The following is a 24,111-nucleotide window of genomic DNA, read 5'->3' as shown; positions in this document are numbered from 1 at the left end:
GTGCAACCGCTGCCAGCGACATCACTGATGGGCCTCGTTTGTCGAGGCCTATGCAGATGACTGCGCCGGTGCGCCAGGGTTCGGTTTTTTTGCCGGGTCAGTGGGCGCGGGCGCGGGTGACGCGGTCTACCAGGTAGACCAGGCCGTGGTAGTCGATGCCGCCATGCTGGCTCAGGCCGATCTCGCAGGTGCGGCTGGTGGAGATGCCTTCGCTGCAAGATTGTACGGCGTCCTTGAGTGAGCGCAGGGCGTGGGCGTTGAGTTCCGGGGTGGTGAAGCCTTTGTCGCCGGCAAAGCCGCAGCAGTGAATGCCTTCGGGGATCACCACGGTTTTTGCGCAGCGTCGCGCCAGTTCGATCAGTGCCTGGCTCTCGCCCAGATGCTGGGTGCTGCAGGTGACGTGCACGGCGATGGGCGCTTCCTGGGGGGTGAAGTCGAGGCGGTCCATCAGGTGGGTGCGGATAAAGCGCACGGGGTCGTAGAGGTCCAGGCGCGTTTCTCCCAATTCTTGCACCAGGCGCAGGGTGCAGGGGCTGGTGTCGCAGTAGATCGGGTCGAGGCCGCCGCGGCTGGCGTGGAGCAGGGCGCCGATCAGTTCCTGGCGCTTGTGTTCGGCCTGCTCGGCGTAGCCTTTGGACGCGAAGGGTTGGCCGCAGCAGAGGCTGTCCTGGTTGCCGGGGAAGACTACCTGGTAGCCGGCTTTTTCCAGCAACTGGCGGGTTTTGTCGTACAGCGACATCTGCTCTTTATCACCGGCTGCCGGGCCCATGGCGCGGGAGACACAGGCGGCCAGGTAAACCACGCGCGGGCGCGTGTCCGTCACCGCGGGGCTGAAGCGGATGGCTTTTTCGGGCTGTGGCATGGCGTTGGTCCACTGCGGAATTTGCCCTTTGGACAGCTTGGTCAGTGTGCTCGAGAGCTTGGCCAGTCGTGGAGCCCCCAGCAGCATGCGCGCACCGTTGGCGACGTGCAGGGTGAAGCGCGCACCTTGCAGCGCGGTGGCGAAATGGCTGGCGAGCCAGTCGGCGGTTTTCGTACGGTGGGCGTCGCGGCTGCGCAGCTTTTTCACCAGGTCGCCGGTATTGATGCCTACAGGGCAACGTTGCGCGCATAAGCCGGTGGCGGCGCAGGTGTCTATGCCCTGGTAGTGGTAGGCCGCTTCCAGTTCGGAGGTGTCCACGCCTGCGCGTTTTTTCGCCTGGATATCGCGCCAGATCACGATGCGCTGGCGCGGGCTCAGGGTCAGGCCTTTTGAAGGGCACACCGGTTCGCAGAACCCGCATTCGATGCACTTATCCACAAGCTCATCGGCGGCGGGCAGGGGCTTGAGGTGTTTGAGGTGGATTTGCGGGTCTTCGCTGAGCACCACATCGGGGTTGAGGATGCCGTTAGGGTCGAGCAGGCGCTTGAGTTGCCACATCAGTTGATAGGCGTCGCTGCCCCATTCCAGTTCAACGAACGGCGCCATATTGCGGCCGGTGCCGTGTTCAGCCTTCAGCGAGCCACCGAACTCCACGGCCACCAGTTGCGCGACGTCGTCCATGAACGCTTGATAGCGTGCGACTTCTTCGCTGCTGTTGAAGCCTTGAGTGAACACAAAGTGCAGATTGCCTTCCAGGGCATGTCCGAAAAGGATGGCTTCGTCGTAGTGATGTTTGTCGAACAGTGCGATCAAGCGGTTCACGCCAATCGCCAGTTGTTCGACCGGGAAGGTCACGTCTTCGATGATCACGGTGGTGCCGGTTTTGCGTACGGCGCCTACGGCGGGGAAGGTGTCTTTGCGGATCGCCCACAGGCGGGCGTTTTCCAATGGGTCTTCGGTGAAGTCGACTTGTTTCTCCACGGGAAACGCCGCCAGGGACGCCATGATGCGCGTCAGTTGTTCGTGCAGCAGTGATGACGAAGCGGCGCGGGATTCGATCAGCAGTGCGCAGGCGTTTTCCGATAGGTGCTGTACGAAAGCAGGCATGCCCGGTTTGTCCTGCACCGAACGCATGCTGCGTCGGTCCAGCAGTTCAACGGCGGAGACCGGCTGGGTTTTCAGCACGGTGACGGCGTTGCAGCAGGTTTCGACATCCGGGAAGACGATCAGCGCCGAGGCTTTGTTGGGGTGATCGATCACGGTGTCGTAGGTGACCGCACTGATAAACCCCAGGGTGCCCTCGGAGCCGACCAGCAGGTGGCTGAGGATATCCAGCGGGTCATCGAAATCCACCAGGGCGTTGAGTGACAGGCCGGTGGTATTTTTCAGGCGGTATTTGTGGCGGATCTTTGCCGCCAGCTCAGTATTTGCCCGTGTCTGGCGACCTAGTAGGGCCAGGCTTTCAAGCAGTGCGCTATGTGACTGGCGGAAGGCTTGCACGCTGGCGGCATCTTCGGTGTCCAGGCGGCTGCCATCGGCCAGTACCAGGCGGATGCCCGCCAGGGTGTGGTAGGTGTTTTGCGCCGTGCCGCAGCACATGCCACTGGCGTTGTTGGCGACGATACCGCCGATTTTGCAAGCATTGATGGACGCTGGGTCCGGCCCGATCTTGCGCCCGAACGGTGCGAGCCAGGCGTTGGCCTGGGCGCCGATCACGCCCGGCTGCAGGCGGATCTGGGTGCCTTGCCCGCGAATTTCGCGGTGGTTCCAGTTATCACCCAACACGATCAGCACCGAGTCGCTGATGGCCTGGCCCGAGAGGCTGGTGCCTGCGGCACGGAAGGTCACCGGCACGCGGTCGCGCTGGGCCAGTTGCAGCAGGGTTACCACTTCGTCTTCTGACTCCACACGGATCACCAGCTGTGGGATCAGTCGGTAGAAGCTGGCGTCGGTGCCGAAGGCGAGGGTGGAAAGTGGATCGTCGAAGCGGCGATCTTGCGGGATCAGTTGTGCGACGTCGCTCAGGAAAGCAGCAGGCAGGCTCATCGGTCCTCCAGAAATAGCAGACGCCGGAAGGGTGCCCCGGCGTCGATTCTTACCCTATTACGTGCAGGTCTCAGTGCACCAGCATACCGGTGAACCAGTACGCCTGCGCCAAGGTGATCAGCCCGACGATGGTGGCAAAAAACAGGCTGTGCTTGAGGGTAAAGCGGAACAGGTCGGATTCCTTGCCCACCAGGCCGGTGGCGGCGCAGGCCACGGCGATCGATTGCGGCGAGATCATTTTGCCGGTCACGCCACCGCTGGTGTTCGCGGCTACCAGCAGGGTGTCGTTGACGCCGATCTGGTGCGCGGTAGTGGCTTGCAGTGAGCTGAACAGGGCGTTGGATGAGGTATCGGAGCCTGTCAGGAAAACTCCCAACCAGCCAAGGAATGGCGAGAAGAACGGGAAGGCTGCACCGGTGCCCGCCAGAACCAGCGCCATGGTCGAGGACATGCCGGAGTAGTTGGTGACGAAGGCGAATGCCAGCACCATGCCGATGGACAGGATCGGCCAGCGCAGCTCAAAGAAGGTTTCTTTTAAAGTGGTAAGACCAGTTTTGACGTCGATTTTCAACACCAGCATGGAGACCAGTGCCGAGAAGAAGATTGCAGTGCCGGTGGCAGATATCGGGTCCAGCTTGAAGACGGCCGGGATGGCGGTGGGGTTGGTCACGATGGGCGCGACTTTAACCACCAGTTGATCCAGGTGCGGGATCGCGAAATTGAACACCCAGCCGTACATCGAGCCGCCCGCGGCGAACAGGGCCTTGAAGGGTTTGAGGGTCCAGATGGTGACCAGTACGGTGAGGATCAGGAACGGCGACCACGCCTTGAAAATTTGCCCCAGGCTGTAGGGCGAAACCACGGTGTTGCGTGGCAAGCCGAAGCCGCCGGCGCTGGAAGTGACCGCTACGCTGGAGGAGGCGCCGGCAATTTGTGCGCCTGCGGTGCGCTTGGGCTGCCAGACTTTCAGGAACAGCGTCAGGGCAATCAGGCTGGCGAGTGCCGAGGTGATGTCCGGCAGCTCTGGGCCAATGAAGTTGGAGGTGAAATATTGGGTGACGGCAAAGCTCAAGCCCGCCACCAAGGCTGCCGGCCAGGTTTCGCGAACGCCGCGCAGGCCGTCCATCATGAACACCAGCCAGAACGGCACGAACAACGACAGCAGCGGCAGTTGGCGGCCGGTCATGGCGCCAATCTTGAACGCATCAATACCGGTGACCTGGCCTGCGACAATGATCGGAATGCCCAATGCGCCGAAAGCCACGGGCGCGGTATTGGCAATCAGGCATAAGCCGGCGGCGTACAGCGGGTTGAAACCCAGGCCTACCAGCAGCGCGGCGGTGATCGCCACGGGCGCGCCAAAACCGGCCGCACCTTCCAGGAAGGCGCCAAAGCAAAAGCCGATCAACAACACCTGCAAGCGCTGGTCGTCGGTGATCGACAAAACGGAGCTGCGGATGATTTCGAACTGGCCGCTCTTGACCGTCAATTTGTACAGGAATACAGCCGCGACGATGATCCAGGCGATGGGCCACAGGCCGTAGGCAAAACCATAACCGGCCGCAGCCAGTGCCATGTCTACGGGCATCTGGAAGGCGAAAATGGCGACCAGGATCGACAGGGCCAGGGTGATGCTGCCGGCTACATGGCCTTTGAGGCGGAACACGGCCAGCGCCAGGAAGAAGAATACGATAGGAATGACGGCGGCCAGTGCGGACAGGCCGAGGCTGCCGAGTGGGCTGTAAAGCTGTTGCCAGGTTTGCATATGGGGTGGCCCCTGATTGTTGTTGTTTGGTGAGCTTGGGTAATTGGTAATACCAATTTACAATCGCTGTGGGCTAGATTAAGAGCCAGGGCAGGGGTGTGTCAATTTGCCGCCTGCGAAACTTTGGTCGTAGGTCGGTAGGCGGGGTGTTCTGATCGGCGAAATTGAAGGCGTTCTGATAGGTGCTGCCGGCACGTCGATAGGCCAGAATAGGGGCCCCGGCGAGTGGTCGGGATGGTGGAGAGTGAGTTATGGGGTTTGATCAGGTGCGTCAGCGCCGTTTGTCTGACGATATTGTCGAGCAGCTTGAGGGGATGATTCTCGAGGGCACGCTGAAGTCGGGCGAGCGCTTGCCGGCCGAGCGCGCGTTAGCCGAGCGCTTTGGTGTGTCGCGCCCGTCGTTGCGTGAGGCGATTCAGAAACTGGCGGCCAAGGGGTTGTTGGTCAGTCGTCAGGGCGGTGGCAACTATGTGGTGGACTCCCTGGGTTCGACCTTCAGCGATCCGCTGTTGCACTTGTTGGAAAGCAATCCCGAAGCGCAGCGCGATCTGCTGGAGTTTCGCCAGACCCTTGAGGCTTCGTGTGCTTATTACGCGGCGTTACGCGCCACGGAGGTTGACCGTGAACGGCTGACCGCAGCGTTTGAGGCGTTGCAGGATTGCTATGCGCGCGCCGACGAAGTGAGCCGAGTGGAGGAGGGTGCTGCGGATGCAAGGTTTCACTTGGCGATTGCCGAAGCCAGTCATAACGCCGTGTTGCTGCACACCATTCGCGGGCTGTTCGACCTGCTCAAGCGTAACGTGGTGACGAATATTGGTGGCATGTACCAGCAGCGTACTGAGACCCGCGACATGCTGATCAATCAGCATCGGGACTTGTACCTGGCCATCATCGAGGGGCGGGCCGAGCAGGCGCGCGAAGTCTCGACACGGCATCTGCTGTATGTGCAGGAGGTGTTGGAGGAGGTGCGTCAGGAGGTTCAACGCGTGGCTCGGGCGGAGCGGCGCAAAGGGATGTAGCCCGCGTGGGCTACACCGTCACAAGGATTACTCTTCCTTGCCTTTGTTGCGCACGGCGCGATGCAGCTCGCGATTGGAATCGCGCTCGCGTTCGGTGTCGCGCTTGTCGTATTCCTTCTTGCCCTTGCCCAATGCGATCTCGCATTTGACCAGGTGCTTGCTCCAGTACCAGGACAAGCAGACACACGCGTAGCCTTTTTGCTGCACGGCTGCGGCGAGTTTTTCGAGCTCGCGGGCATTGAGCAACAACTTGCGCGTACGCACCGGGTCGGCAATCACGTGGGTGCTCGCGGTGGTCAGCGGAGTGATATGACTGCCAAGCAGCCATGCCTCGCCATCCTTGAGCAGCACATAACTGTCGACCAGCTGCAGTTTGCTGGCACGCAGACTTTTTACTTCCCAGCCGGCCAGGACCAGACCAGCCTCGAACCGATGTTCGATGAAGTAATCGTGTCGCGCTTTTTTATTTTGCGCGATGGTCCCTGTGGGGTGTTTCTTTTGTTTAGCCATAGGGGCGGCATTATAGGGAGTTGCGAGCGTGTCGGCTACGGTCAACCTGTGTGCTTGAGCGAGTTGGACGAATCCCGGACAATGCGGGCAGTTCTTTGGTTTTTTTCTCTCGCGGATTGGGCTGTTCTTTCGCGATGTTTGCCTTAAGCAGTGGAAGTAACGCTCACATGACGACGCATATTCAACGTTCGGCCCTGTTGCCCTACCCGGCGCAGGCGCTCTATGACCTGGTCAACGACGTGGCGCGTTACCCGGAGTTTCTGCCTTGGTGCTCGACGGCCGAGGTTCTGGAGAGCAGTGACGAGCACATGGTTGCCAGCGTGGGGGTGGCCAAAGGCGGCCTCAGCCAGCATTTTGTGACGCGTAATGTGCTGGTGCCGGGTCAGTCCATCGAAATGAACCTGCAGGAAGGGCCGTTCACCCAACTGCACGGTGTGTGGGTGTTCAAGGCGCTGACGGACAAGGCCTGCAAGATCAGCCTGGATCTTTCGTTTGATTATGCCGGGCCGATTGTTCGTGCGACGTTGGGGCCTTTGTTCAATCAGGCAGCCAATACCCTGGTGGACGCGTTCTGTCAGCGCGCCAAGCAACTGCATGGTTGAGATTGAGGTGGTGTTCGCCGCTGAGGATCGCCAGGTGTTGCTGGGGGTAAAGGTGGCTGAAGGCACTAGTTTGCGCGAGGCGGTGCGGGCGTCGGGAATAGCGGCGCATTTTCCTGACGTTGATCTGGCTGATTGCCCGCTGGGTATATTTGGCAAGGTTGTCGTGGATGCCGGGGCGCGTTGCGTGCAAGCGGGCGACCGTATTGAGATCTACCGGCCTTTGCTGGCCGACCCTAAAGAGGTGCGCAGGTTGCGCGCGGCCAAGGCGGCATTGGCCAGGCAAACGAATTCTTGAGCTTGCCAAATGGCAGCCTAGCTATCTGGAGCGCCGCGATCCAACTGTGGGAGCTGGCTTGCCTGCGATGACGCCCTGATAGCCGGCGCATATCTACCTGATACCCGCGATCCAAATGTGGAAGGGGCGGTCCCGATAACGGGTATGTTCTCGATCTGATCCAGGATCCTGGTTGACTGTCAGATCGCTTTCGCAGGCAAGCCAGCTCCCACAGGTTCAGCGTCGCACCAAGGTTATGTAGAGATGCCTATGTAAATGGCAGGCAACAAAAAGCCCGGCATGCCGGGCTTTTTATCGAGCGCAAAATTATTGCGGGCTGGTGTCCAGAGGCTCAGGCGTCGGGACGGGCACGGTTTCCACGTTGTCGATGTCTTTCTGGATGGTGTCCAGCAACGAACCAGGCTTGGCCGGTACCTCGGATTTTGGTTTTTCAGCTTCCTGCGCAGGTGCGGTCACGTTGGTGCCGCTGTCCTTGCCCAGCAAGGCTTCATCGCGGCTTACGCCGGGCATGAAGTCGCCGGACAGGCTCACGAGCTGGTCATTGCCATTGAAGATGACACTGACGCGCTCCTGCTGGCGTTCACCGCCACCAGGCTGCAGGCTGTAGAGATAATCCCAGCGATCGGCATGGAAAGTGTCGGTCAGCAGGGGATTACCCATGATAAACCGTACTTGCCGTCGGGTCATTCCCGGGCGTAACTGGTCTATCATGTCCTGCGTGACGACATTGCCCTGCTGGATGTCGATTTTGTAAACCCCGGGGAATGAACAACCGGCGAGTGCGAGCAGTCCCACAAAGGTGAAACTGGTTAGCAAGAGCTTGGTGTTTTGCATCGGTGGGCGACTTCCACTATCTTGGCTGGGACAACGTAAACGCCGATCATACCCGTATTAAGAGAAGCTGCGAAGCAGCATCCGCGAGAAAGCTAACCATGGTTGAAAATAGCGAACTACGCAAAGCCGGTCTCAAAGTGACTCTGCCACGAGTCAAGATTCTACAAATGCTCGATTCTGCTGAGCAGCGTCACATGAGTGCCGAAGATGTTTACAAGGCGCTGATGGAGTCTAACGAGGACGTCGGCCTGGCCACGGTCTACCGTGTACTGACCCAGTTTGAAGCCGCAGGGCTGGTGGTTCGTCATAATTTCGACGGCGGTCATGCGGTGTTTGAATTGGCTGACGGTGGTCACCATGACCACATGGTTGATCTGGATACCAATGAGGTTATCGAGTTCACCAGCCCTGAAATCGAAGCGCTGCAGCACAAGATTGCTGAAGAGCATGGGTTCGATTTGGTCGACCATAATCTCGTGTTGTACATCCGTAAGAAAAAGTAAAAATCGACGCAGTTTTGCTTTGCGAAACGATTGAAGGCGACCCTCGGGTCGCCTTCGTGCTTTCTATAGAGTGGAAAATATCGCTTCAGGCCTTCGCGGCCACCACCATTTTTTTCGCGTGAGCCAAGGACTCCTTGGTCAAGTCGATACCGCCGAGCATCCGCGCCACTTCCTCCACCCGTTCCGACTTGTTCAGCTTGGAGACGGCGGTGTGTGTCGCGTCACTGCCGCGCACCTTATGCACAAACAGGTGCTGATGCCCTTGGGCTGCCACTTGCGGCAAGTGGGTCACCGTAAGCACCTGGCCGCGATCCCCCAGGCGACGCAGCAATTGGCCAACAATTTCTGCGGTCGGCCCGCCAATGCCCACATCCACTTCATCGAATACCAGGGTGGGTACCCGTGAGGTCTGGGCGGTAATCACTTGGATCGCCAGGCTGATCCGCGAGAGTTCGCCGCCGGAGGCCACTTTGGCCAGGGCCTTGAGCGGTTGGCCGGGGTTGGCACTCACCAGCAGTTCGACGTGCTCCAGCCCATGGGGCTGCAATTCTTGACTGGCGTTGGGATGCAGCTCGATGGTGAAGCGCCCGCCTGGCATGCCCAGGCGTTGGATTTCCAGCTCAACGGCGCTTGCCAGGCTAGTAGCTGCCTGCTGGCGCAGAGCGCTCAGCTCCCGGGCTTTTTCCTGATAATGACGGGCAAACGAAGCGAGCTCTTCGCCCAGTCGTTCGATGGATTCGTCGTTCGCGTTGAGTGTTTCGATTTCATCCAGCAGTTTCTGCTGCATGGTTGCGACTTCTGTCGGCTGGATTCGATGCTTGCGAGCCAGTGTATAAATAGTGTCCAGGCGTTCTTCTATTTCCTGCAGGCGAGCTGGGTCGGCGTCGAAATGGTCCAGGAAACGATTGAGTTCGCCCACGGCCTCTTCAACCTGGATCTGCGCGCTGGTCAACAGGGTGGTCGCTTCGCTCAGTGAGCCGGAAGCATTGTTCACGCTGGACAGGCGGTTGAGGCTGGCGGTCAGTGCATTAAGGACATTGCCGGAGTCGCTCTCACTACATTGCTCGACGACCTGGCGGCAGATACCCAGCAGGGTCTCGGCGTTGGTCAGGTTCTTGTGTTCCTGCTCAAGTTGCTCCAGCTCTGTCTCACCCAGGCCCAGACTCTCGAGCTCTTCCAGTTGATAGCTGAGCAACTGGTGGCGGGCGCGTTGTTCGTCGCCGGAGTTGGAGAGGCGTTCCAGTTCCTGGCGTGTCTGGCGCCAGCGTTGGGCGGCCAGTTGAACTTGCCGGGAAAGATCGGTGGCGCCGGCGTACTCATCGAGCAGGCGACGGTGGGTATCGGTTTTCAACAGGGATTGGTGTTCGTGCTGACTGTGGATATCGATCAGCAATTCGCCCAGGGCTTTCAAGTCGCCCAGAGGGCAAGGCGTGCCGTTGATATAGCCGCGCGAGCGCCCCTCGGCGGTGATCACCCGGCGCAGAATGCAGGGGCCTTCATTATTAAGGTCGCGCTCGGCCAGCCATGCCTCGGCTTCGGGGATGTCCGCCAGGTCGAAGGTGGCCAGGATGTCGGCCTTGTCGGAGCCAGGGCGTACCACGCCACTGTCGGCGCGGTCGCCAAGCGTCAGGCCGAGGGCGTCGAGCATGATCGACTTGCCGGCGCCGGTTTCGCCTGTGATTACGCTCATCCCGCGATCCAGTTCAAGATCCAGATGTTCAACGATGGCGTAGTTATGTACAGACAGGTGCACGAGCATGACGGCCGCTCCCAGGCTTTAGGTCTGGTTATTTATACAGTGTTTTGTTCAGGCCTGACAATCCTGGCACTTAGCTCGATTTGCTTGAGTCGTTAATTTTTTTAGCGCGATGTGGAATGAGCGTGAAGGAAATGATCCAGGTCAATCGAAAGACTTTTGGTAACGCCTGCGCCCTTGAACCTGAAAATTGTGGCCCCATATACCGGAGCAGAAGCGCGAGTTGAGTTCGCGCATGATTTTGAAAGGAGAAATCTATGGCTGACGAACAGACGCAGGATACGCAAACTCCAGACGCCAATTCGGCTGCCGGTGATGAACTGGCGACTCGTGTGCAGGTGCTCGAAGAGCAATTGGCCGCTGCGCAGGATCAATCGTTGCGTGTTGCCGCCGATCTGCAGAACGTCCGCCGCCGTGCCGAGCAGGATGTAGAGAAGGCTCACAAGTTCGCGCTGGAAAAATTCGCCGGTGACCTGCTGCCGATCATCGACAGCCTGGAGCGTGGTCTTGAGTTGTCCAACCCGGACGATGAAAACATCCGCCCAATGCGCGAAGGCATCGAGCTGACCCTGAAAATGTTCCAGGACACCCTGAAGCGTTATCAGTTGGAAGCTATCGATCCGCAAGCCGGCGAGCCGTTCAATGCTGAACATCACCAAGCCATGGCCATGCAAGAAAGCCATGACCTGGAACCTAATAGCGTGATCAAGGTGTTCCAGAAGGGTTACCAGCTCAACGGTCGCCTGATGCGTCCGGCAATGGTGGTGGTGAGCAAGGCTCCTGCACCCGTTGCACCTTCTATTGATGAGCAGGCTTGAAATTCGCCGCAAGGCCCCCATTTATAAGTCAAGCGTTTAAGTGCTACCGCAGTTAGCCAAAACTGCTGCGGCAACCAAATTCAAGTTTCGGGAGAGTAAATCATGGGCAAAATTATCGGTATCGACCTGGGGACCACCAACTCCTGCGTCTCCGTGCTGGAAAACGGCGTTGCAAAAGTTATTGAAAACGCCGAAGGCGCACGTACCACTCCGTCGATCATCGCTTACGCCAACGACGGTGAAATCCTCGTCGGTCAATCGGCCAAGCGTCAGGCGGTGACCAACCCGCACAACACCCTGTACGCGGTAAAGCGTCTGATTGGTCGTAAGTTCGACGAAGAAGTCGTACAGAAAGACATCAAGATGGTGCCTTACAAAATCGCCAAGGCCGACAACGGTGACGCCTGGGTTGAAGTGAACGGCCAGAAAATGTCGCCGCCGCAAATCTCGGCTGAAATCTTGAAAAAGATGAAGAAGACCGCCGAAGACTACCTCGGTGAAGCAGTGACTGAAGCGGTGATCACCGTTCCGGCCTACTTCAACGACAGCCAGCGCCAGGCTACCAAAGACGCCGGCCGCATCGCGGGCCTGGATGTAAAACGTATCATCAACGAACCAACCGCAGCCGCGCTGGCTTACGGTATGGACAAGGCCAAGGGCGACCACACCGTGATCGTTTACGACCTGGGTGGCGGTACGTTCGACGTCTCCGTGATCGAGATCGCAGAAGTTGACGGCGAGCACCAGTTCGAAGTGTTGGCCACCAACGGTGACACCTTCCTGGGTGGTGAAGACTTTGACATTCGTCTGATCGACTACCTCGTTGACGAATTCAAGAAAGAAAGCGGCATGAACCTCAAGGGTGACCCGCTGGCCATGCAGCGCCTGAAAGAAGCCGCTGAAAAAGCCAAGATCGAGCTGTCTTCCGCTCAGTCGACTGACGTGAACCTGCCGTACATCACTGCAGACGCTACCGGTCCTAAGCACTTGAACGTGAAGATCTCGCGTTCCAAGCTCGAAGCATTGGTTGAAGACCTGGTTCAGCGCACCATCGAACCTTGCCGCATCGCGCTGAAAGACTCCGGTATCGACGTTGGCTCGATCAACGACGTGATCCTGGTGGGCGGTCAGACCCGTATGCCACTGGTTCAGAAGCTGGTCACCGAGTTCTTCGGCAAAGAAGCCCGTAAAGACGTGAACCCGGACGAAGCCGTTGCCATGGGTGCTGCCATCCAGGGTGCGGTACTGGCCGGTGATGTGAAAGACGTGCTGCTGCTGGACGTAAGCCCGCTGACCCTGGGTATCGAAACCATGGGTGGCGTGATGACTGCGCTGATCGAGAAAAACACCACGATTCCTACCAAGAAATCTCAGGTGTTCTCGACTGCCGATGACAACCAGGGCGCCGTGACTATCCACGTGCTGCAGGGCGAGCGTAAGCAAGCCGCACAGAACAAGTCCCTGGGCAAGTTCGACCTGGCTGAGATTCCACCAGCACCACGTGGCGTGCCACAAATCGAAGTGACCTTCGACATCGACGCCAACGGCATCCTGCACGTCGGCGCGAAAGACAAGGCCACCGGCAAAGAGCAGAAGATCACCATCAAGGCCAACTCCGGCCTGTCTGATGAAGAAATTCAACAGATGATCCGTGATGCTGAAACCAATGCTGAAGCCGACAAGAAGTTCGAAGAGTTGGCAGGCGCCCGTAACCAGGGTGACGCGCTGGTTCACTCGACGCGCAAAATGATCGCTGATGCTGGCGACAAAGTGACAGACGAAGAGAAAACCGCAATCGAAGCGGCAGTGGTTGCGCTGGAAGCCGCCATTAAAGGCGACGACAAGGCTGCCATCGAAGCCAAGGTTGAGGAGCTGTCGAAAGTCTCCGCGCCAGTTGCTCAGAAAATGTACGCCGAGCAAGGCCAGCCGGCTGACGGCGCTGCGCAACAAGCAGAGCCTGAAGCCAAGCACGACGATGTTGTCGATGCTGAGTTCGAAGAAGTTAAAGACAACAAGTAAGTTGTCGCCCGGTTGACCGCGCACAAGCGGTGACTGGTAGGATGTCGCCGCGCGGGAGCTTGCTCCCGCGTTGGCGTGTCTGGGGTATGCGAATTTTTACAGCATGCGACAACGCTCGGATGCTGGCGGTGTGAACGGGAATGCTCCTGCTTTCCGAATGACAGTCACCGCGTTTTTGGCCGGCTCCCTGGCTGAAAACAGTAATGACCAGGATCGTTGAATTGACGTGAGTTGGGTCCGGGCCTGTATTGGGGCTCAACGAGTTTGGCAGGGTTCAGGAGGGCCAGGTCGAACGTCCTTAAGAGTGCAAAGACTTATGGCAAAGCGTGACTATTACGAAGTATTGGGTGTGGAGCGTGGCGCCAGCGAGGCGGAGCTGAAAAAAGCCTACCGTCGCCTGGCGATGAAGCACCACCCGGACCGTAATCCGGATAACAAAGAATCCGAAGAGATGTTCAAAGAGGCCAACGAGGCCTACGAATGCCTGTGTGATCCCAATAAGCGTGCGGCCTACGACCAGTATGGCCATGCTGGCGTCGACCCGAGCATGGGCGGCGGCGGTGCCGGTTTTGGTGGCCAGAACTTCTCCGATATTTTCGGCGACGTATTCAGCGACTTCTTCGGTGGCGGCCGTGGCGGTCAGCGTGGCGGCCCTCAGCGCGGCAGCGACCTGCGTTACACCCTGGAGCTGAACCTGGAAGAAGCCGTGCGCGGCACCAGTGTCAATATCCGTGTGCCGACGCTGGTCAACTGCAAGCCGTGCGACGGCTCGGGTGCGAAGAAAGGCTCCTCGCCGATCACGTGCCCGACCTGCGGCGGTATCGGGCAGGTACGCATGCAGCAGGGCTTCTTCTCGGTGCAGCAAACCTGCCCGCGTTGCCATGGCCAGGGCAAGATCATTTCCGATCCGTGCGACTCCTGCCACGGCGAAGGCCGCGTCGAAGAGTACAAGACGCTGTCGGTGAAAGTGCCGGCGGGTGTGGATACCGGTGATCGTATTCGACTGTCGGGCGAAGGCGAGGCGGGTGCCCAGGGTGGCCCTGCGGGCGACCTGTACGTGGTGATCAATGTGCGCGAGCACTCGATCTTCCAGCGTGACGGCAAGCACTTGTTCTGCGAAGTGCCGATCAGCTTTGTTGATGCGGCCCTGGGTGGCGAGCTGGAGATTCCGACGCTGGATGGTCGGGTCAAGCTCAAGATTCCCGAGGGGACTCAAACCGGCAAGCAGTTCCGCATTCGTGGCAAAGGCGTTGCGCCCGTGCGCGGTGGCGGTGCTGGCGACCTGATGTGCCGTGTGGCGGTGGAAACCCCGGTGAACCTGAATCGTCGTCAGCGTGAACTGCTGGAAGAGTTCCGCAGCTCGCTGGAAGGCGATGACTCCCACTCGCCGAAGACTACGGGCTTCTTCGACGGTGTAAAACGCTTCTTCGGCGACCTGTAAGGATCTGAATATGCGACGTATAGCCGTAATGGGCGCTGCCGGGCGCATGGGCAAGACGCTGGTCGAGGCGGTGCAGCAACGCTCGCCGGCCTCCGGGCTGACGGCGGCGATTGTTCGCCCAGGCAGTACGTTGATCGGCGCGGACGCAGGTGAGTTGGCCTCATTGGGCCGCATCGGTGTTTCGTTGTCTGGCAACCTTGAGCAGGTGGCTGACGAGTTCGACGTGCTGATCGACTTCACCCTGCCGGAAGTGATGCTGAAAAATCTGGCCTTCTGCCGTAAGGCGGGCAAGGCTATGGTGATCGGTACCACCGGTTTGAGCGCCGAGCAGAAACAGTTGCTGGTGGAGGCGGGCAAGGATATTCCGATCGTCTTCGCTGCCAATTTCAGCGTGGGCGTAAACCTGTCGCTGAAATTGCTGGACCTGGCGGCGCGCGTGCTGGGTGATGAGGCTGATATCGAGATTATCGAGACTCATCACCGTCACAAGATCGACGCCCCGTCGGGCACTGCGTTGCGCATGGGTGAAGCTATTGCCGATGCGCTGGGCCGCGATTTGTCGAAAGTGGCGGTATACGGGCGTGAAGGCCACACAGGGGAGCGCGCACGCGACACCATCGGTTTTGCAACCGTGCGCGGTGGTGATGTGGTTGGCGATCACACCGTGCTGTTCGCCACCGAAGGCGAGCGCCTGGAGATCACGCACAAAGCCTCCAGCCGCATGACTTTCGCCAAGGGCGCGGTGCGTGCTGCGCTTTGGTTGGACGGCCGCGAGCCGGGCCTGTACGACATGCGTGACGTGCTGGATTTGCACTAACCAGTAGCTAAAACGGGGGCTCAGGATTATCCTGTGGCCCCGTTTTTACCCGCTAGGCGACGTCCTGTCGCATTCCCCTGCCTTTAAGGCTCATTAGCGGTGGACCAAAAAAGCCTTTTTCTGTAAGCTACAGCTTTAGTGTGTCCACTAAAAGCGCGCAGAATAATTCAGTGAAGAAGCGGGGTGACGTGTCCATACGTCACTCCGCTTTTTTACAACCTGCGATCGCCCTTTCAGGCTTTATTTACGGGAGGTCTTCTTGACTAAGCCAGCCATACTCGCCCTTGCTGATGGCAGCATTTTTCGCGGCGAAGCCATTGGAGCCGACGGTCAGACCGTTGGAGAGGTGGTGTTTAACACTGCCATGACCGGCTATCAGGAAATCCTTACCGATCCTTCCTACGCCCAACAGATCGTTACCCTGACCTATCCGCACATCGGCAACACCGGCACTACGCCGGAAGATGTCGAGTCTGATCGTGTCTGGTCGGCGGGCCTGGTGATTCGTGACCTGCCACTGGTTGCGAGCAACTGGCGTAACACGATGTCGCTGTCCGATTACCTGAAAGCCAACAACGTTGTGGCGATCGCCGGTATCGATACGCGCCGCCTCACGCGCATCCTGCGTGAAAAAGGCTCGCAGAACGGCTGCATCATGGTCGGTGACAATATCTCCGAAGAGGCGGCGATTGCCGCGGCGCAAGGTTTCCCTGGCCTGAAGGGCATGGACCTGGCGAAAGTCGTCAGCGTCAAAGAGAAGTACGAGTGGCGTTCCACCGTATGGGAACTGAAGACTGACAGCCACGCGACTATCGAGGCTGCCGATCTGCCTTACCACGTGGTCGCCTATGACTATGGCGTCAAGTACAACATCCTGCGCATGCTGGTCGAGCGCGGTTGCCGTGTGACCGTGGTGCCCGCGCAAACCCCCGCCAGCGATGTGCTCGCGATGCAGCCGGACGGTGTGTTCCTGTCCAACGGCCCGGGTGACCCTGAGCCATGCGACTACGCTATCCAGGCCATCAAGGACGTACTGGAGACCGAGATTCCGGTGTTCGGCATCTGCCTTGGTCACCAGTTGCTGGCTTTGGCCTCCGGCGCCAAGACCCTGAAAATGGGCCACGGCCACCACGGTGCCAACCACCCGGTACAAGACCTGGACACCGGCGTTGTGATGATCACCAGCCAGAACCACGGTTTTGCGGTGGATGAAGCCTCCCTGCCGAGCAACGTGCGCGCCATTCACAAGTCGCTGTTCGACGGCTCCCTGCAAGGCATCGAGCGCACCGACAAGAGCGCGTTCAGCTTCCAGGGCCACCCTGAAGCCAGCCCGGGCCCGAACGACGTAGCGCCGCTGTTCGACCGTTTCATCAATGAGATGGCCAAGCGACGCTGACTGAGTGGCCTGCGGGCGGCCCCGGATTGCGGTGGCCCCCGCAGGCTCTTCAAAGATTGTTCAAGACGGCTTGCCGACTGACCTGCGGATTTGAGTGACAAACCCATGCCAAAACGTACAGACATAAAAAGCATCCTGATTCTTGGCGCTGGCCCGATCGTGATCGGCCAGGCCTGCGAATTCGACTACTCCGGCGCCCAGGCCTGTAAAGCCCTGCGCGAGGAGGGCTACCGCGTCATCCTGGTGAACTCCAACCCGGCCACCATCATGACCGACCCGGCCATGGCCGACGCCACCTACATCGAGCCGATCAAGTGGCAGACCGTTGCCAAGATCATCGAAAAAGAGCGTCCGGACGCGCTGCTGCCAACCATGGGTGGCCAGACCGCTCTGAACTGCGCCTTGGACCTGGAGCGCGAAGGCGTCCTGGAAAAGTTCGGCGTAGAGATGATCGGTGCCAATGCCGACACCATCGACAAGGCTGAAGACCGTTCGCGTTTCGACAAGGCCATGAAGTCCATCGGCCTGGCGTGCCCGCGTTCCGGTATCGCCCACAGCATGGAAGAGGCCAATGCGGTCCTCGAGACCCTGGGCTTCCCGTGCATCATCCGTCCGTCCTTCACCATGGGCGGCACCGGCGGTGGTATTGCTTACAACCGTGAAGAGTTCGAAGAAATCTGCGCTCGTGGCCTGGACCTGTCGCCGACCAAAGAGCTGCTGATCGACGAATCGCTGATCGGCTGGAAAGAATATGAGATGGAGGTTGTCCGCGATAAGAAGGACAACTGCATCATCGTCTGCTCCATCGAAAACTTCGACCCGATGGGCGTGCACACCGGTGACTCGATCACCGTGGCGCCAGCACAGACCCTGACCGACAAGGAATACCAGATCCTGCGTAACGCCTCCTTGGCGGTATTGCGCGAGATCGGCGTTGAAACCGGCGGTTCCAACGTCCAGTTCGGCATCTGCCCGGACACCGGCCGCATGGTCGTGATCGAGATGAACCCACGTGTATCGCGTTCTTCGGCGCTGGCCTCGAAAGCGACCGGTTTCCCGATTGCGCGTATCGCTGCCAAGCTGGCTATCGGCTACACCTTGGACGAGCTGCAAAACGAAATCACCGGCGGCGCTATGCCGGCGTCTTTCGAACCGTCTATCGACTACGTCGTGACCAAGCTGCCGCGCTTTGCCTTCGAGAAATTCGCCAAGGCGGATGCGCGCCTGACCACCCAGATGAAGTCGGTCGGTGAAGTCATGGCCATCGGCCGCACGTTCCAGGAATCCCTGCAGAAAGCGCTGCGCGGCCTGGAAGTCGGTGTTTGCGGCCTGGACGAGAAGCTCGACCTGAGCAACCCGGAAAGCATGAGCATCCTCAAGCGCGAGCTGACCGTGCCGGGCGCCGAGCGTATCTGGTACGTGGCTGACGCCTTCCGTGCCGGCCTGAGCGTCGAAGATATCTTCGGCATGAACATGATCGACCCGTGGTTCCTGGTGCAGATCGAAGATCTGATCAAGGAAGAAGAGAAGGTCAAGACGCTGGGTCTGTCGTCTATCGATCGCGACCTGATGTTCCGCCTCAAGCGCAAAGGCTTCTCCGACCAGCGTCTGGCCAAGCTGCTGGGTGTGACCGAGAAGAACCTGCGTACTCATCGCCACAAGCTGGATATCTTCCCGGTCTACAAGCGCGTTGACACCTGCGCCGCAGAGTTCGCCACCGACACGGCCTACATGTACTCCACCTATGAGGAAGAGTGCGAAGCCGCGCCGACGGGCCGCGACAAGATCATCATCCTGGGTGGCGGTCCGAACCGTATCGGCCAGGGCATCGAGTTCGACTACTGCTGCGTACACGCCGCCCTCGCCCTGCGCGAAGATGGGTACGAGACCATCATGGTCAACTGCAACCCGGAAACGGTTTCCACTGACTACGACACGTCCGACCGCCTGTACTTCGAGCCGGTAACGCTGGAAGACGTATTGGAAATCTGCCGCGTCGAGAAGCCTAAAGGCGTGATCGTCCAGTACGGCGGCCAGACCCCGCTGAAGCTGGCGCGTGCCCTCGAAGCCGCTGGCGTGCCGATCATCGGTACCAGCCCGGATGCAATCGACCGTGCCGAAGACCGTGAGCGTTTCCAGCAGATGGTTGAGCGCCTGAACCTGCGTCAGCCGCCGAACGCCACCGTGCGCAGCGAAGACGAAGCCATTCGCGCGGCCAGCAAGATCGGCTACCCGCTGGTGGTGCGTCCGTCCTACGTACTGGGCGGCCGGGCGATGGAAATCGTCTACGAAGAAGAAGAACTCAAGCGCTACCTGCGTGATGCGGTGAAAGTCTCCAACGACAGCCCGGTGCTGCTGGACCACTTCCTCAACTGCGCCATCGAAATGGACGTGGACGCGGTCTGCGACGGTACTGACGTCGTGATCGGCGCCATCATGCAGCACATCGAACAAGCCGGCGTTCACTCCGGTGACTCCGCGTGCTCCCTGCCGCCGTACTCGCTGCCGGCGCACATCCAGGACGAGATGCGCGAACAGGTCAAGAAGATGGCCCTGGAACTGGGTGTGGTCGGCCTGATGAACGTACAGTTGGCGCTGCAAGGCGAAGACATCTACGTCATCGAAGTCAACCCGCGTGCCTCGCGTACCGTACCGTTCGTGTCCAAGTGCATCGGTGTGTCCCTGGCCATGATCGCTGCGCGTGTGATGGCTGGTAAGACCCTGAAGGAAATCGGCTTTACCAAGGAAATCATTCCGAACTTCTACAGTGTGAAAGAGGCGGTGTTCCCGTTCGCCAAATTCCCTGGTGTGGACCCGATCCTGGGCCCAGAGATGAAGTCCACCGGTGAAGTGATGGGTGTGGGCGATACCTTCGGTGAAGCATTCGCCAAGGCCCAGATGGGTGCCAGTGAAGTGCTGCCGACCGGCGGTACTGCGTTTATCAGCGTACGTGATGATGACAAACCACTGGTTGCAGGGGTCGCCCGCGATCTGATCAACTTGGGCTTTGAAGTCGTGGCTACCGCCGGGACCGCCAAGCTGATCGAAGCTGCCGGCCTGAAAGTACGTCGCGTGAACAAGGTGACGGAAGGCCGTCCGCATGTGGTCGACATGATCAAGAATGACGAAGTCACTCTGATCATCAACACCACCGAAGGTCGCCAGTCGATCGCGGACTCCTATTCCATTCGTCGTAATGCCTTGCAGCACAAGATTTACTGCACCACTACCATTGCTGCTGGCGAAGCTATCTGTGAAGCGCTGAAGTTCGGTCCGGAAAAGACCGTGCGTCGCTTGCAGGATCTACACGCAGGATTGAAGGCATGAGCATAACCAAATACCCGATGACCGTTCAGGGCGCGCGCGCCCTGGAAGAGGAGCACGCCCATCTGACCAAGGTCGTACGTCCAAAGCTGAGCCAGGACATCGGTACGGCCCGCGAGCTGGGTGACTTGAAGGAAAACGCCGAATACCACGCTGCTCGCGAGCAGCAGGGTATGGTCGAGGCGCGGATTCGTGACATCGAAGGCCGTATGCAGAATGCGGTGATCATCGATGTCACCACCATCCCGCATACCGGCAAGGTAATTTTCGGCACGACCGTGGAAATCGCCAACGTCGAGACCGACGAAAGCGTGACTTACCAGATCGTGGGTGAGGATGAGGCTGACTTCAAGCAAGGCAAGATCTCTGTCGGCTCGCCGATTGCTCGCGCCTTGATTGCCAAGGAAGAAGGCGACGTGGTTGCCGTGAAAACGCCGAGCGGCGTCATTGAGTACGAGATTGTCGAAGTTCGTCACATCTGAAAGACGGCGCCCGCTGCGTGCGGGCGCCATGCTTTGGCAGCTCTCTCAGATGCTTTGGGTGGGCGGCCTATGGCTGTTACATATTGGTGTATTGCCGGTGTTGGGCCTGATTGGCCTGGCGCCGCTGCTGATCGATGAGATCGACGGATTGCTGAGTGCGCTGCTGGTGGGTTTTGCGGCGACGTGCGTGATGCTTCAGGTGTTGGTGCTGATCAAGGCCGAAGGCCTGAAGAGTTTGTGGCGGGATATCCGCGGGCAACTGCTGTTGATGGCGCTGTATGCATGCGCAATGTTTTGCGTGGTGCATGTGTGGCTGCCGCAAGCGTTGCGCTGGCAGTTATTCAGCTATCTTGTGCTAGGGTTCTCTGGCCTGGTGCTGGTTATGCAACCTGCGCCGGGATGGAGTGGCGGGGCGCGCGAAGCACGCCCTTGACCCTTTTCATCATTTGAAGCGATGAACGTTCGACAGTTGCTTGTTGACGCTGAAGTTCTTGCGATACAGCAGCGCCATCTTGCCGATGACCTGAACCAGGTCCGCTTTGCCGACCTTGCACAGTTCTGCAACGGCGGCCAGGCGCGCTTCGCGATCAAGGATGTTGACCTTGATCTTGATCAGTTCGTGATCGTTCAGTGCGCGCTCGAATTCGGCTAGCACACCCTCAGTCAAACCGTTGTCTGCCACAATCAGAACTGGTTTCAGATGGTGGCCAATGGATTTGTACTGTTTCTTCTGCTCTTGAGTGAGCGGCATAATCTGACCCCTGCGTCTGATCTTGTAAAAAGCGGCGGCCAGTTTACCCGAGCGAGTCCGGGACCGCCCAGTTAATCACGACCCGTTTTATTTTTTCGAGGTGGCCCGTGGCCCGTTCCAAAACCAGCCTTAAGTGGCTACAAGAACATTTCAATGATCCTTACGTCAAAAAGGCGCAAAAGGACGGCTACCGTTCCCGGGCCAGCTACAAGTTGCTGGAGATCCAGGACAAGGACAAATTGATTCGTCCAGGCATGAGCGTTATCGATCTCGGCGCGGCCCCCGGTGGCTGGTCCCAGGTGACCAGTCGTCTGATTGGTGGGCAAGGTCGATTGATCGCTTCGGACATCCTCGAGATGGACAGCATCCCGGACGTGACCTTTGTTCACGGCGATTTCACCGAGGACAAGGTATTGGCCGAGATCCTGGAGGCTGTGGGAAATTCGCAGGTAGACCTTGTGATTTCCGACATGGCCCCCAATATGAGTGGATTACCGGCTGTTGATATGCCGCGTGCCATGTTCCTGTGTGAACTGGCGCTGGATCTGGCAGGTCGGGTGTTGCGTCCGGGTGGCGATTTCCTGGTGAAGGTCTTCCAGGGCGAAGGTTTCGACGAGTACCACAAGAACATTCGCAAGTTGTTCGACAAGGTACAGACACGCAAGCCGGACTCATCCCGTGACCGGTCCAGGGAGCAGTATCTGCTGTGCCGTGGCTTCCGCGGTGTCGAAGGCGCTGCGAGCGAAGAGCGTTTTTGAGAAAATCGAGGAGGGCGATAGGTTTTTTTATATCGCTTTCGTCACGAAGCTTTACGAATATTGCGTAGTCAAAGTTTCACAAAGGGTTACAGACGGCGCCTGCCAGAGTTGTAGGTAATGTAGTAAGTTAGGCCGGTGAATATCATGCGAAGCGCGCGCCAGTAGCGGAGCTTGCTTCAGAGGGTAGTTAATTGAACGATATGGCAAAGAATCTGATCCTGTGGTTGATCATCGCGGCTGTCCTGGTGACGGTGATGAACAACTTCTCCAGCCCTAACGAGCCGCAGACCCTCAACTATTCCGACTTCATCCAGCAAGTTAAGGATGGCAAGGTCGAGCGCGTAGCGGTTGATGGCTACGTGATTACCGGTAAGCGCAACGATGGCGACAGCTTCAAGACCATTCGTCCTGCCATTCAGGACAACGGTCTCATCGGTGACCTGGTGGATAACAAGGTCGTTGTGGAAGGCAAGCAGCCTGAACAGCAAAGCATCTGGACCCAGCTCCTGGTTGCCAGCTTCCCGATCCTGGTGATTATCGCCGTGTTCATGTTCTTCATGCGCCAGATGCAAGGCGGTGCGGGAGGCAAGGGCGGGCCGATGAGCTTCGGCAAAAGCAAGGCGCGCCTGCTCTCCGAAGACCAGGTGAAGACCACCCTGGCTGACGTCGCAGGTTGCGACGAAGCCAAGGAAGAAGTCGGTGAGTTGGTCGAGTTCCTGCGTGATCCGGGCAAGTTCCAGCGCCTGGGTGGCCGTATTCCTCGCGGTGTGCTGATGGTGGGGCCTCCGGGTACCGGTAAAACCTTGCTGGCCAAGGCGATTGCCGGCGAAGCCAAGGTGCCTTTCTTCACGATTTCCGGTTCTGACTTCGTCGAGATGTTTGTCGGCGTCGGCGCCAGCCGTGTTCGCGATATGTTCGAGCAGGCCAAGAAGCACGCGCCATGCATCATCTTCATCGACGAAATCGATGCCGTCGGTCGCCATCGTGGCGCGGGCATGGGTGGTGGTCACGATGAGCGTGAGCAGACCCTCAACCAGTTGCTGGTAGAGATGGATGGTTTCGAGATGAATGACGGCATTATCGTCATCGCCGCAACCAACCGTCCCGACGTTCTCGACCCTGCGTTGCTGCGTCCGGGCCGTTTCGACCGTCAGGTTGTGGTCGGCCTGCCGGACATTCGTGGTCGTGAGCAGATCCTGAAAGTACACATGCGCAAGGTGCCAATGGGTGACGACGTGGCTCCGGCTGTGATCGCCCGTGGTACTCCCGGTTTCTCCGGTGCTGATCTGGCGAACCTGGTCAACGAGGCTTCGCTGTTCGCTGCCCGTACTGGCAAGCGCATCGTTGAGATGAAAGAGTTCGAATTGGCGAAAGACAAGATCATGATGGGCGCCGAGCGCAAATCCATGGTCATGTCCGAGAAAGAGAAGCAGAACACCGCTTATCACGAGGCAGGTCACGCCATTGTAGGTCGCGTTGTGCCTGAGCATGACCCCGTCTACAAAGTGTCGATCATTCCTCGTGGTCGGGCACTGGGTGTGACCATGTTCCTGCCGGAAGAAGATCGCTACAGCCTCTCCAAGCGTGCGCTGATCAGCCAGATCTGCTCGCTGTATGGTGGCCGTATTGCTGAAGAAATGACCCTTGGCTTCGACGGTGTGACCACTGGCGCCTCCAACGACATCATGCGTGCCAGCCAGATTGCGCGAAACATGGTGACCAAGTGGGGCTTGTCGGAAAAACTCGGCCCATTGATGTACGCCGAAGAAGAAGGCGAAGTGTTCCTGGGCCGTGGCGGCGGTGGGCAAAGCGCCAGCTTCTCGGGTGAGACAGCCAAGCTGATCGACTCCGAGGTTCGCAGCATCATTGACCAGTGCTACGGCACTGCCAAGCAGATCCTCACTGACAACCGTGACAAGCTGGACGCCATGGCTGATGCGTTGATGAAGTACGAAACCATCGATGCCGACCAGATCGACGACATCATGTCGGGCCGCACGCCGCGTGAGCCGCGCGACTGGGAAGGTGGTTCGGGTACTTCGGGCACTCCGCCTGTGGTGCAGAATGAGCGCCCTGAAACGCCTATCGGCGGCCCGGCAGCTGATCACTAAGG

General features: G+C 58.9%; 20 protein-coding genes. 14 read left to right on the top strand and 6 right to left on the bottom strand.

Annotated features, from left to right (window positions below; translation table 11 throughout):
* Positions 1 to 97: 97 nt before the first annotated feature.
* On the bottom strand, positions 98 to 2,908 hold the full coding sequence (locus tag GH769_RS20690) for an FAD-binding and (Fe-S)-binding domain-containing protein (RefSeq protein ID WP_032902694.1): 2,811 nt from the start codon (positions 2,906 to 2,908) through the stop codon (positions 98 to 100).
* Positions 2,909 to 2,978: 70 nt separating this feature from the next.
* A complete protein-coding gene (locus GH769_RS20685) occupies positions 2,979 to 4,673 on the bottom strand; it encodes a lactate permease LctP family transporter (protein WP_014719964.1) in 1,695 nt (564 codons plus the stop codon).
* 251 nt (positions 4,674 to 4,924) lie between these two features.
* On the opposite strand from GH769_RS20685, the gene GH769_RS20680 reads away from it, so the two are divergent.
* Positions 4,925 to 5,692 (top strand): FCD domain-containing protein, encoded by a 768-nt coding sequence (locus GH769_RS20680; protein WP_014719963.1) that lies wholly within the window; start codon positions 4,925 to 4,927, stop codon positions 5,690 to 5,692.
* A gap of 27 nt (positions 5,693 to 5,719) precedes the next feature.
* Here GH769_RS20680 and smpB read toward each other — a convergent pair whose 3' ends face one another.
* Positions 5,720 to 6,202, bottom strand: coding sequence for an SsrA-binding protein SmpB (smpB, locus tag GH769_RS20675; RefSeq protein WP_014719962.1), 483 nt, complete (start codon positions 6,200 to 6,202; stop codon positions 5,720 to 5,722).
* 167 nt (positions 6,203 to 6,369) lie between these two features.
* On the opposite strand from smpB, the gene GH769_RS20670 reads away from it, so the two are divergent.
* Entirely contained in the window at positions 6,370 to 6,804 is a 435-nt protein-coding gene (locus GH769_RS20670; protein WP_003194226.1) for a type II toxin-antitoxin system RatA family toxin, read from the top strand.
* Positions 6,797 to 7,099, top strand: coding sequence for an RnfH family protein (locus GH769_RS20665; RefSeq protein ID WP_014719961.1), 303 nt, complete (start codon positions 6,797 to 6,799; stop codon positions 7,097 to 7,099). Before GH769_RS20670 ends, GH769_RS20665 begins: the two co-directional genes overlap by 8 nt.
* A 306-nt stretch (positions 7,100 to 7,405) precedes the next feature.
* Here GH769_RS20665 and GH769_RS20660 read toward each other — a convergent pair whose 3' ends face one another.
* Complete coding sequence (locus GH769_RS20660) at positions 7,406 to 7,933, bottom strand: outer membrane protein assembly factor BamE (protein ID WP_019817954.1); 528 nt, start codon at positions 7,931 to 7,933, stop codon at positions 7,406 to 7,408.
* A gap of 98 nt (positions 7,934 to 8,031) precedes the next feature.
* Between GH769_RS20660 and fur the strand changes: the two genes are divergently transcribed.
* Entirely contained in the window at positions 8,032 to 8,436 is a 405-nt protein-coding gene (fur, locus tag GH769_RS20655) for a ferric iron uptake transcriptional regulator (protein ID WP_003194220.1), read from the top strand.
* An 85-nt stretch (positions 8,437 to 8,521) separates the two neighbouring features.
* Here the strand turns inward: fur and recN are convergent, their stop codons facing one another.
* The gene (gene recN, locus GH769_RS20650; protein WP_003194217.1) at positions 8,522 to 10,195 is read right to left on the bottom strand and encodes a DNA repair protein RecN; all 1,674 of its coding nucleotides are present in this window, start codon (positions 10,193 to 10,195) and stop codon (positions 8,522 to 8,524) included.
* 254 nt (positions 10,196 to 10,449) lie between these two features.
* Here recN and grpE point away from each other — a divergent pair, with 254 nt between their 5' ends.
* From grpE to GH769_RS20610, 8 genes are all read left to right on the top strand, one after another.
* Positions 10,450 to 11,010 carry a nucleotide exchange factor GrpE gene (grpE, locus tag GH769_RS20645; RefSeq protein WP_003194215.1) on the top strand — a complete coding sequence of 187 codons (561 nt, stop codon included), beginning with the start codon at positions 10,450 to 10,452 and terminating at the stop codon, positions 11,008 to 11,010.
* Between the two features lie 102 nt (positions 11,011 to 11,112).
* On the top strand, positions 11,113 to 13,029 hold the full coding sequence (gene dnaK, locus GH769_RS20640) for a molecular chaperone DnaK (RefSeq protein ID WP_014719959.1): 1,917 nt from the start codon (positions 11,113 to 11,115) through the stop codon (positions 13,027 to 13,029).
* Positions 13,030 to 13,345: 316 nt separating this feature from the next.
* Positions 13,346 to 14,470: a molecular chaperone DnaJ gene (gene dnaJ / locus GH769_RS20635; protein ID WP_032902692.1), complete on the top strand. Its 1,125-nt coding sequence runs from the start codon at positions 13,346 to 13,348 to the stop codon at positions 14,468 to 14,470.
* 10 nt (positions 14,471 to 14,480) lie between these two features.
* Positions 14,481 to 15,287 carry a 4-hydroxy-tetrahydrodipicolinate reductase gene (dapB, locus tag GH769_RS20630; RefSeq protein ID WP_014719957.1) on the top strand — a complete coding sequence of 269 codons (807 nt, stop codon included), beginning with the start codon at positions 14,481 to 14,483 and terminating at the stop codon, positions 15,285 to 15,287.
* A gap of 259 nt (positions 15,288 to 15,546) precedes the next feature.
* A complete protein-coding gene (gene carA, locus GH769_RS20625) occupies positions 15,547 to 16,683 on the top strand; it encodes a glutamine-hydrolyzing carbamoyl-phosphate synthase small subunit (protein ID WP_032902690.1) in 1,137 nt (378 codons plus the stop codon).
* Between the two features lie 105 nt (positions 16,684 to 16,788).
* Positions 16,789 to 20,010, top strand: a complete 3,222-nt coding sequence (gene carB, locus GH769_RS20620; RefSeq protein ID WP_003194205.1) for a carbamoyl-phosphate synthase large subunit — start codon at positions 16,789 to 16,791, stop codon at positions 20,008 to 20,010.
* Between the two features lie 2 nt (positions 20,011 to 20,012).
* The gene (greA, locus tag GH769_RS20615) at positions 20,013 to 20,489 is read left to right on the top strand and encodes a transcription elongation factor GreA (RefSeq protein WP_032873232.1); all 477 of its coding nucleotides are present in this window, start codon (positions 20,013 to 20,015) and stop codon (positions 20,487 to 20,489) included.
* Positions 20,490 to 20,517: 28 nt separating this feature from the next.
* On the top strand, positions 20,518 to 20,922 hold the full coding sequence (locus GH769_RS20610; protein ID WP_032902688.1) for a hypothetical protein: 405 nt from the start codon (positions 20,518 to 20,520) through the stop codon (positions 20,920 to 20,922).
* A 9-nt stretch (positions 20,923 to 20,931) separates the two neighbouring features.
* On the opposite strand, the gene GH769_RS20605 is transcribed toward GH769_RS20610, so the two are convergent.
* A complete protein-coding gene (locus tag GH769_RS20605; protein ID WP_003176146.1) occupies positions 20,932 to 21,240 on the bottom strand; it encodes a YhbY family RNA-binding protein in 309 nt (102 codons plus the stop codon).
* 107 nt (positions 21,241 to 21,347) lie between these two features.
* Between GH769_RS20605 and rlmE the strand changes: the two genes are divergently transcribed.
* Positions 21,348 to 21,998, top strand: coding sequence for a 23S rRNA (uridine(2552)-2'-O)-methyltransferase RlmE (rlmE, locus tag GH769_RS20600; RefSeq protein WP_014719954.1), 651 nt, complete (start codon positions 21,348 to 21,350; stop codon positions 21,996 to 21,998).
* Positions 21,999 to 22,198: 200 nt separating this feature from the next.
* Complete coding sequence (gene ftsH, locus GH769_RS20595) at positions 22,199 to 24,109, top strand: ATP-dependent zinc metalloprotease FtsH (protein ID WP_019817951.1); 1,911 nt, start codon at positions 22,199 to 22,201, stop codon at positions 24,107 to 24,109.
* Positions 24,110 to 24,111 lie beyond the last annotated feature (2 nt).

The sequence above is a fragment of the Pseudomonas sp. CFSAN084952 genome, assembly GCF_009648855.1.
Taxonomy (GTDB): domain Bacteria; phylum Pseudomonadota; class Gammaproteobacteria; order Pseudomonadales; family Pseudomonadaceae; genus Aquipseudomonas; species Aquipseudomonas paracarnis.
The sequence above is the reverse complement of the archived record's forward strand: the minus strand, read 5'-3'. Positions and strand labels throughout refer to the sequence as shown.

Coding starts and splice junctions, on each gene's coding strand:
- recN (WP_003194217.1), bottom strand. CDS start 10,195: ATGCTCGTGCACCTGTCTGTACATAACTACGCCATCGTTGAACATCTG.
- dnaK (WP_014719959.1), top strand. CDS start 11,113: ATGGGCAAAATTATCGGTATCGACCTGGGGACCACCAACTCCTGCGTC.
- dnaJ (WP_032902692.1), top strand. CDS start 13,346: ATGGCAAAGCGTGACTATTACGAAGTATTGGGTGTGGAGCGTGGCGCC.
- GH769_RS20605 (WP_003176146.1), bottom strand. CDS start 21,240: ATGCCGCTCACTCAAGAGCAGAAGAAACAGTACAAATCCATTGGCCAC.
- GH769_RS20680 (WP_014719963.1), top strand. CDS start 4,925: ATGGGGTTTGATCAGGTGCGTCAGCGCCGTTTGTCTGACGATATTGTC.
- fur (WP_003194220.1), top strand. CDS start 8,032: ATGGTTGAAAATAGCGAACTACGCAAAGCCGGTCTCAAAGTGACTCTG.
- GH769_RS20665 (WP_014719961.1), top strand. CDS start 6,797: ATGGTTGAGATTGAGGTGGTGTTCGCCGCTGAGGATCGCCAGGTGTTG.
- ftsH (WP_019817951.1), top strand. CDS start 22,199: ATGGCAAAGAATCTGATCCTGTGGTTGATCATCGCGGCTGTCCTGGTG.
- dapB (WP_014719957.1), top strand. CDS start 14,481: ATGCGACGTATAGCCGTAATGGGCGCTGCCGGGCGCATGGGCAAGACG.
- GH769_RS20690 (WP_032902694.1), bottom strand. CDS start 2,908: ATGAGCCTGCCTGCTGCTTTCCTGAGCGACGTCGCACAACTGATCCCG.
- GH769_RS20610 (WP_032902688.1), top strand. CDS start 20,518: ATGCTTTGGCAGCTCTCTCAGATGCTTTGGGTGGGCGGCCTATGGCTG.
- GH769_RS20660 (WP_019817954.1), bottom strand. CDS start 7,933: ATGCAAAACACCAAGCTCTTGCTAACCAGTTTCACCTTTGTGGGACTG.
- GH769_RS20670 (WP_003194226.1), top strand. CDS start 6,370: ATGACGACGCATATTCAACGTTCGGCCCTGTTGCCCTACCCGGCGCAG.
- smpB (WP_014719962.1), bottom strand. CDS start 6,202: ATGGCTAAACAAAAGAAACACCCCACAGGGACCATCGCGCAAAATAAA.
- grpE (WP_003194215.1), top strand. CDS start 10,450: ATGGCTGACGAACAGACGCAGGATACGCAAACTCCAGACGCCAATTCG.
- carB (WP_003194205.1), top strand. CDS start 16,789: ATGCCAAAACGTACAGACATAAAAAGCATCCTGATTCTTGGCGCTGGC.
- GH769_RS20685 (WP_014719964.1), bottom strand. CDS start 4,673: ATGCAAACCTGGCAACAGCTTTACAGCCCACTCGGCAGCCTCGGCCTG.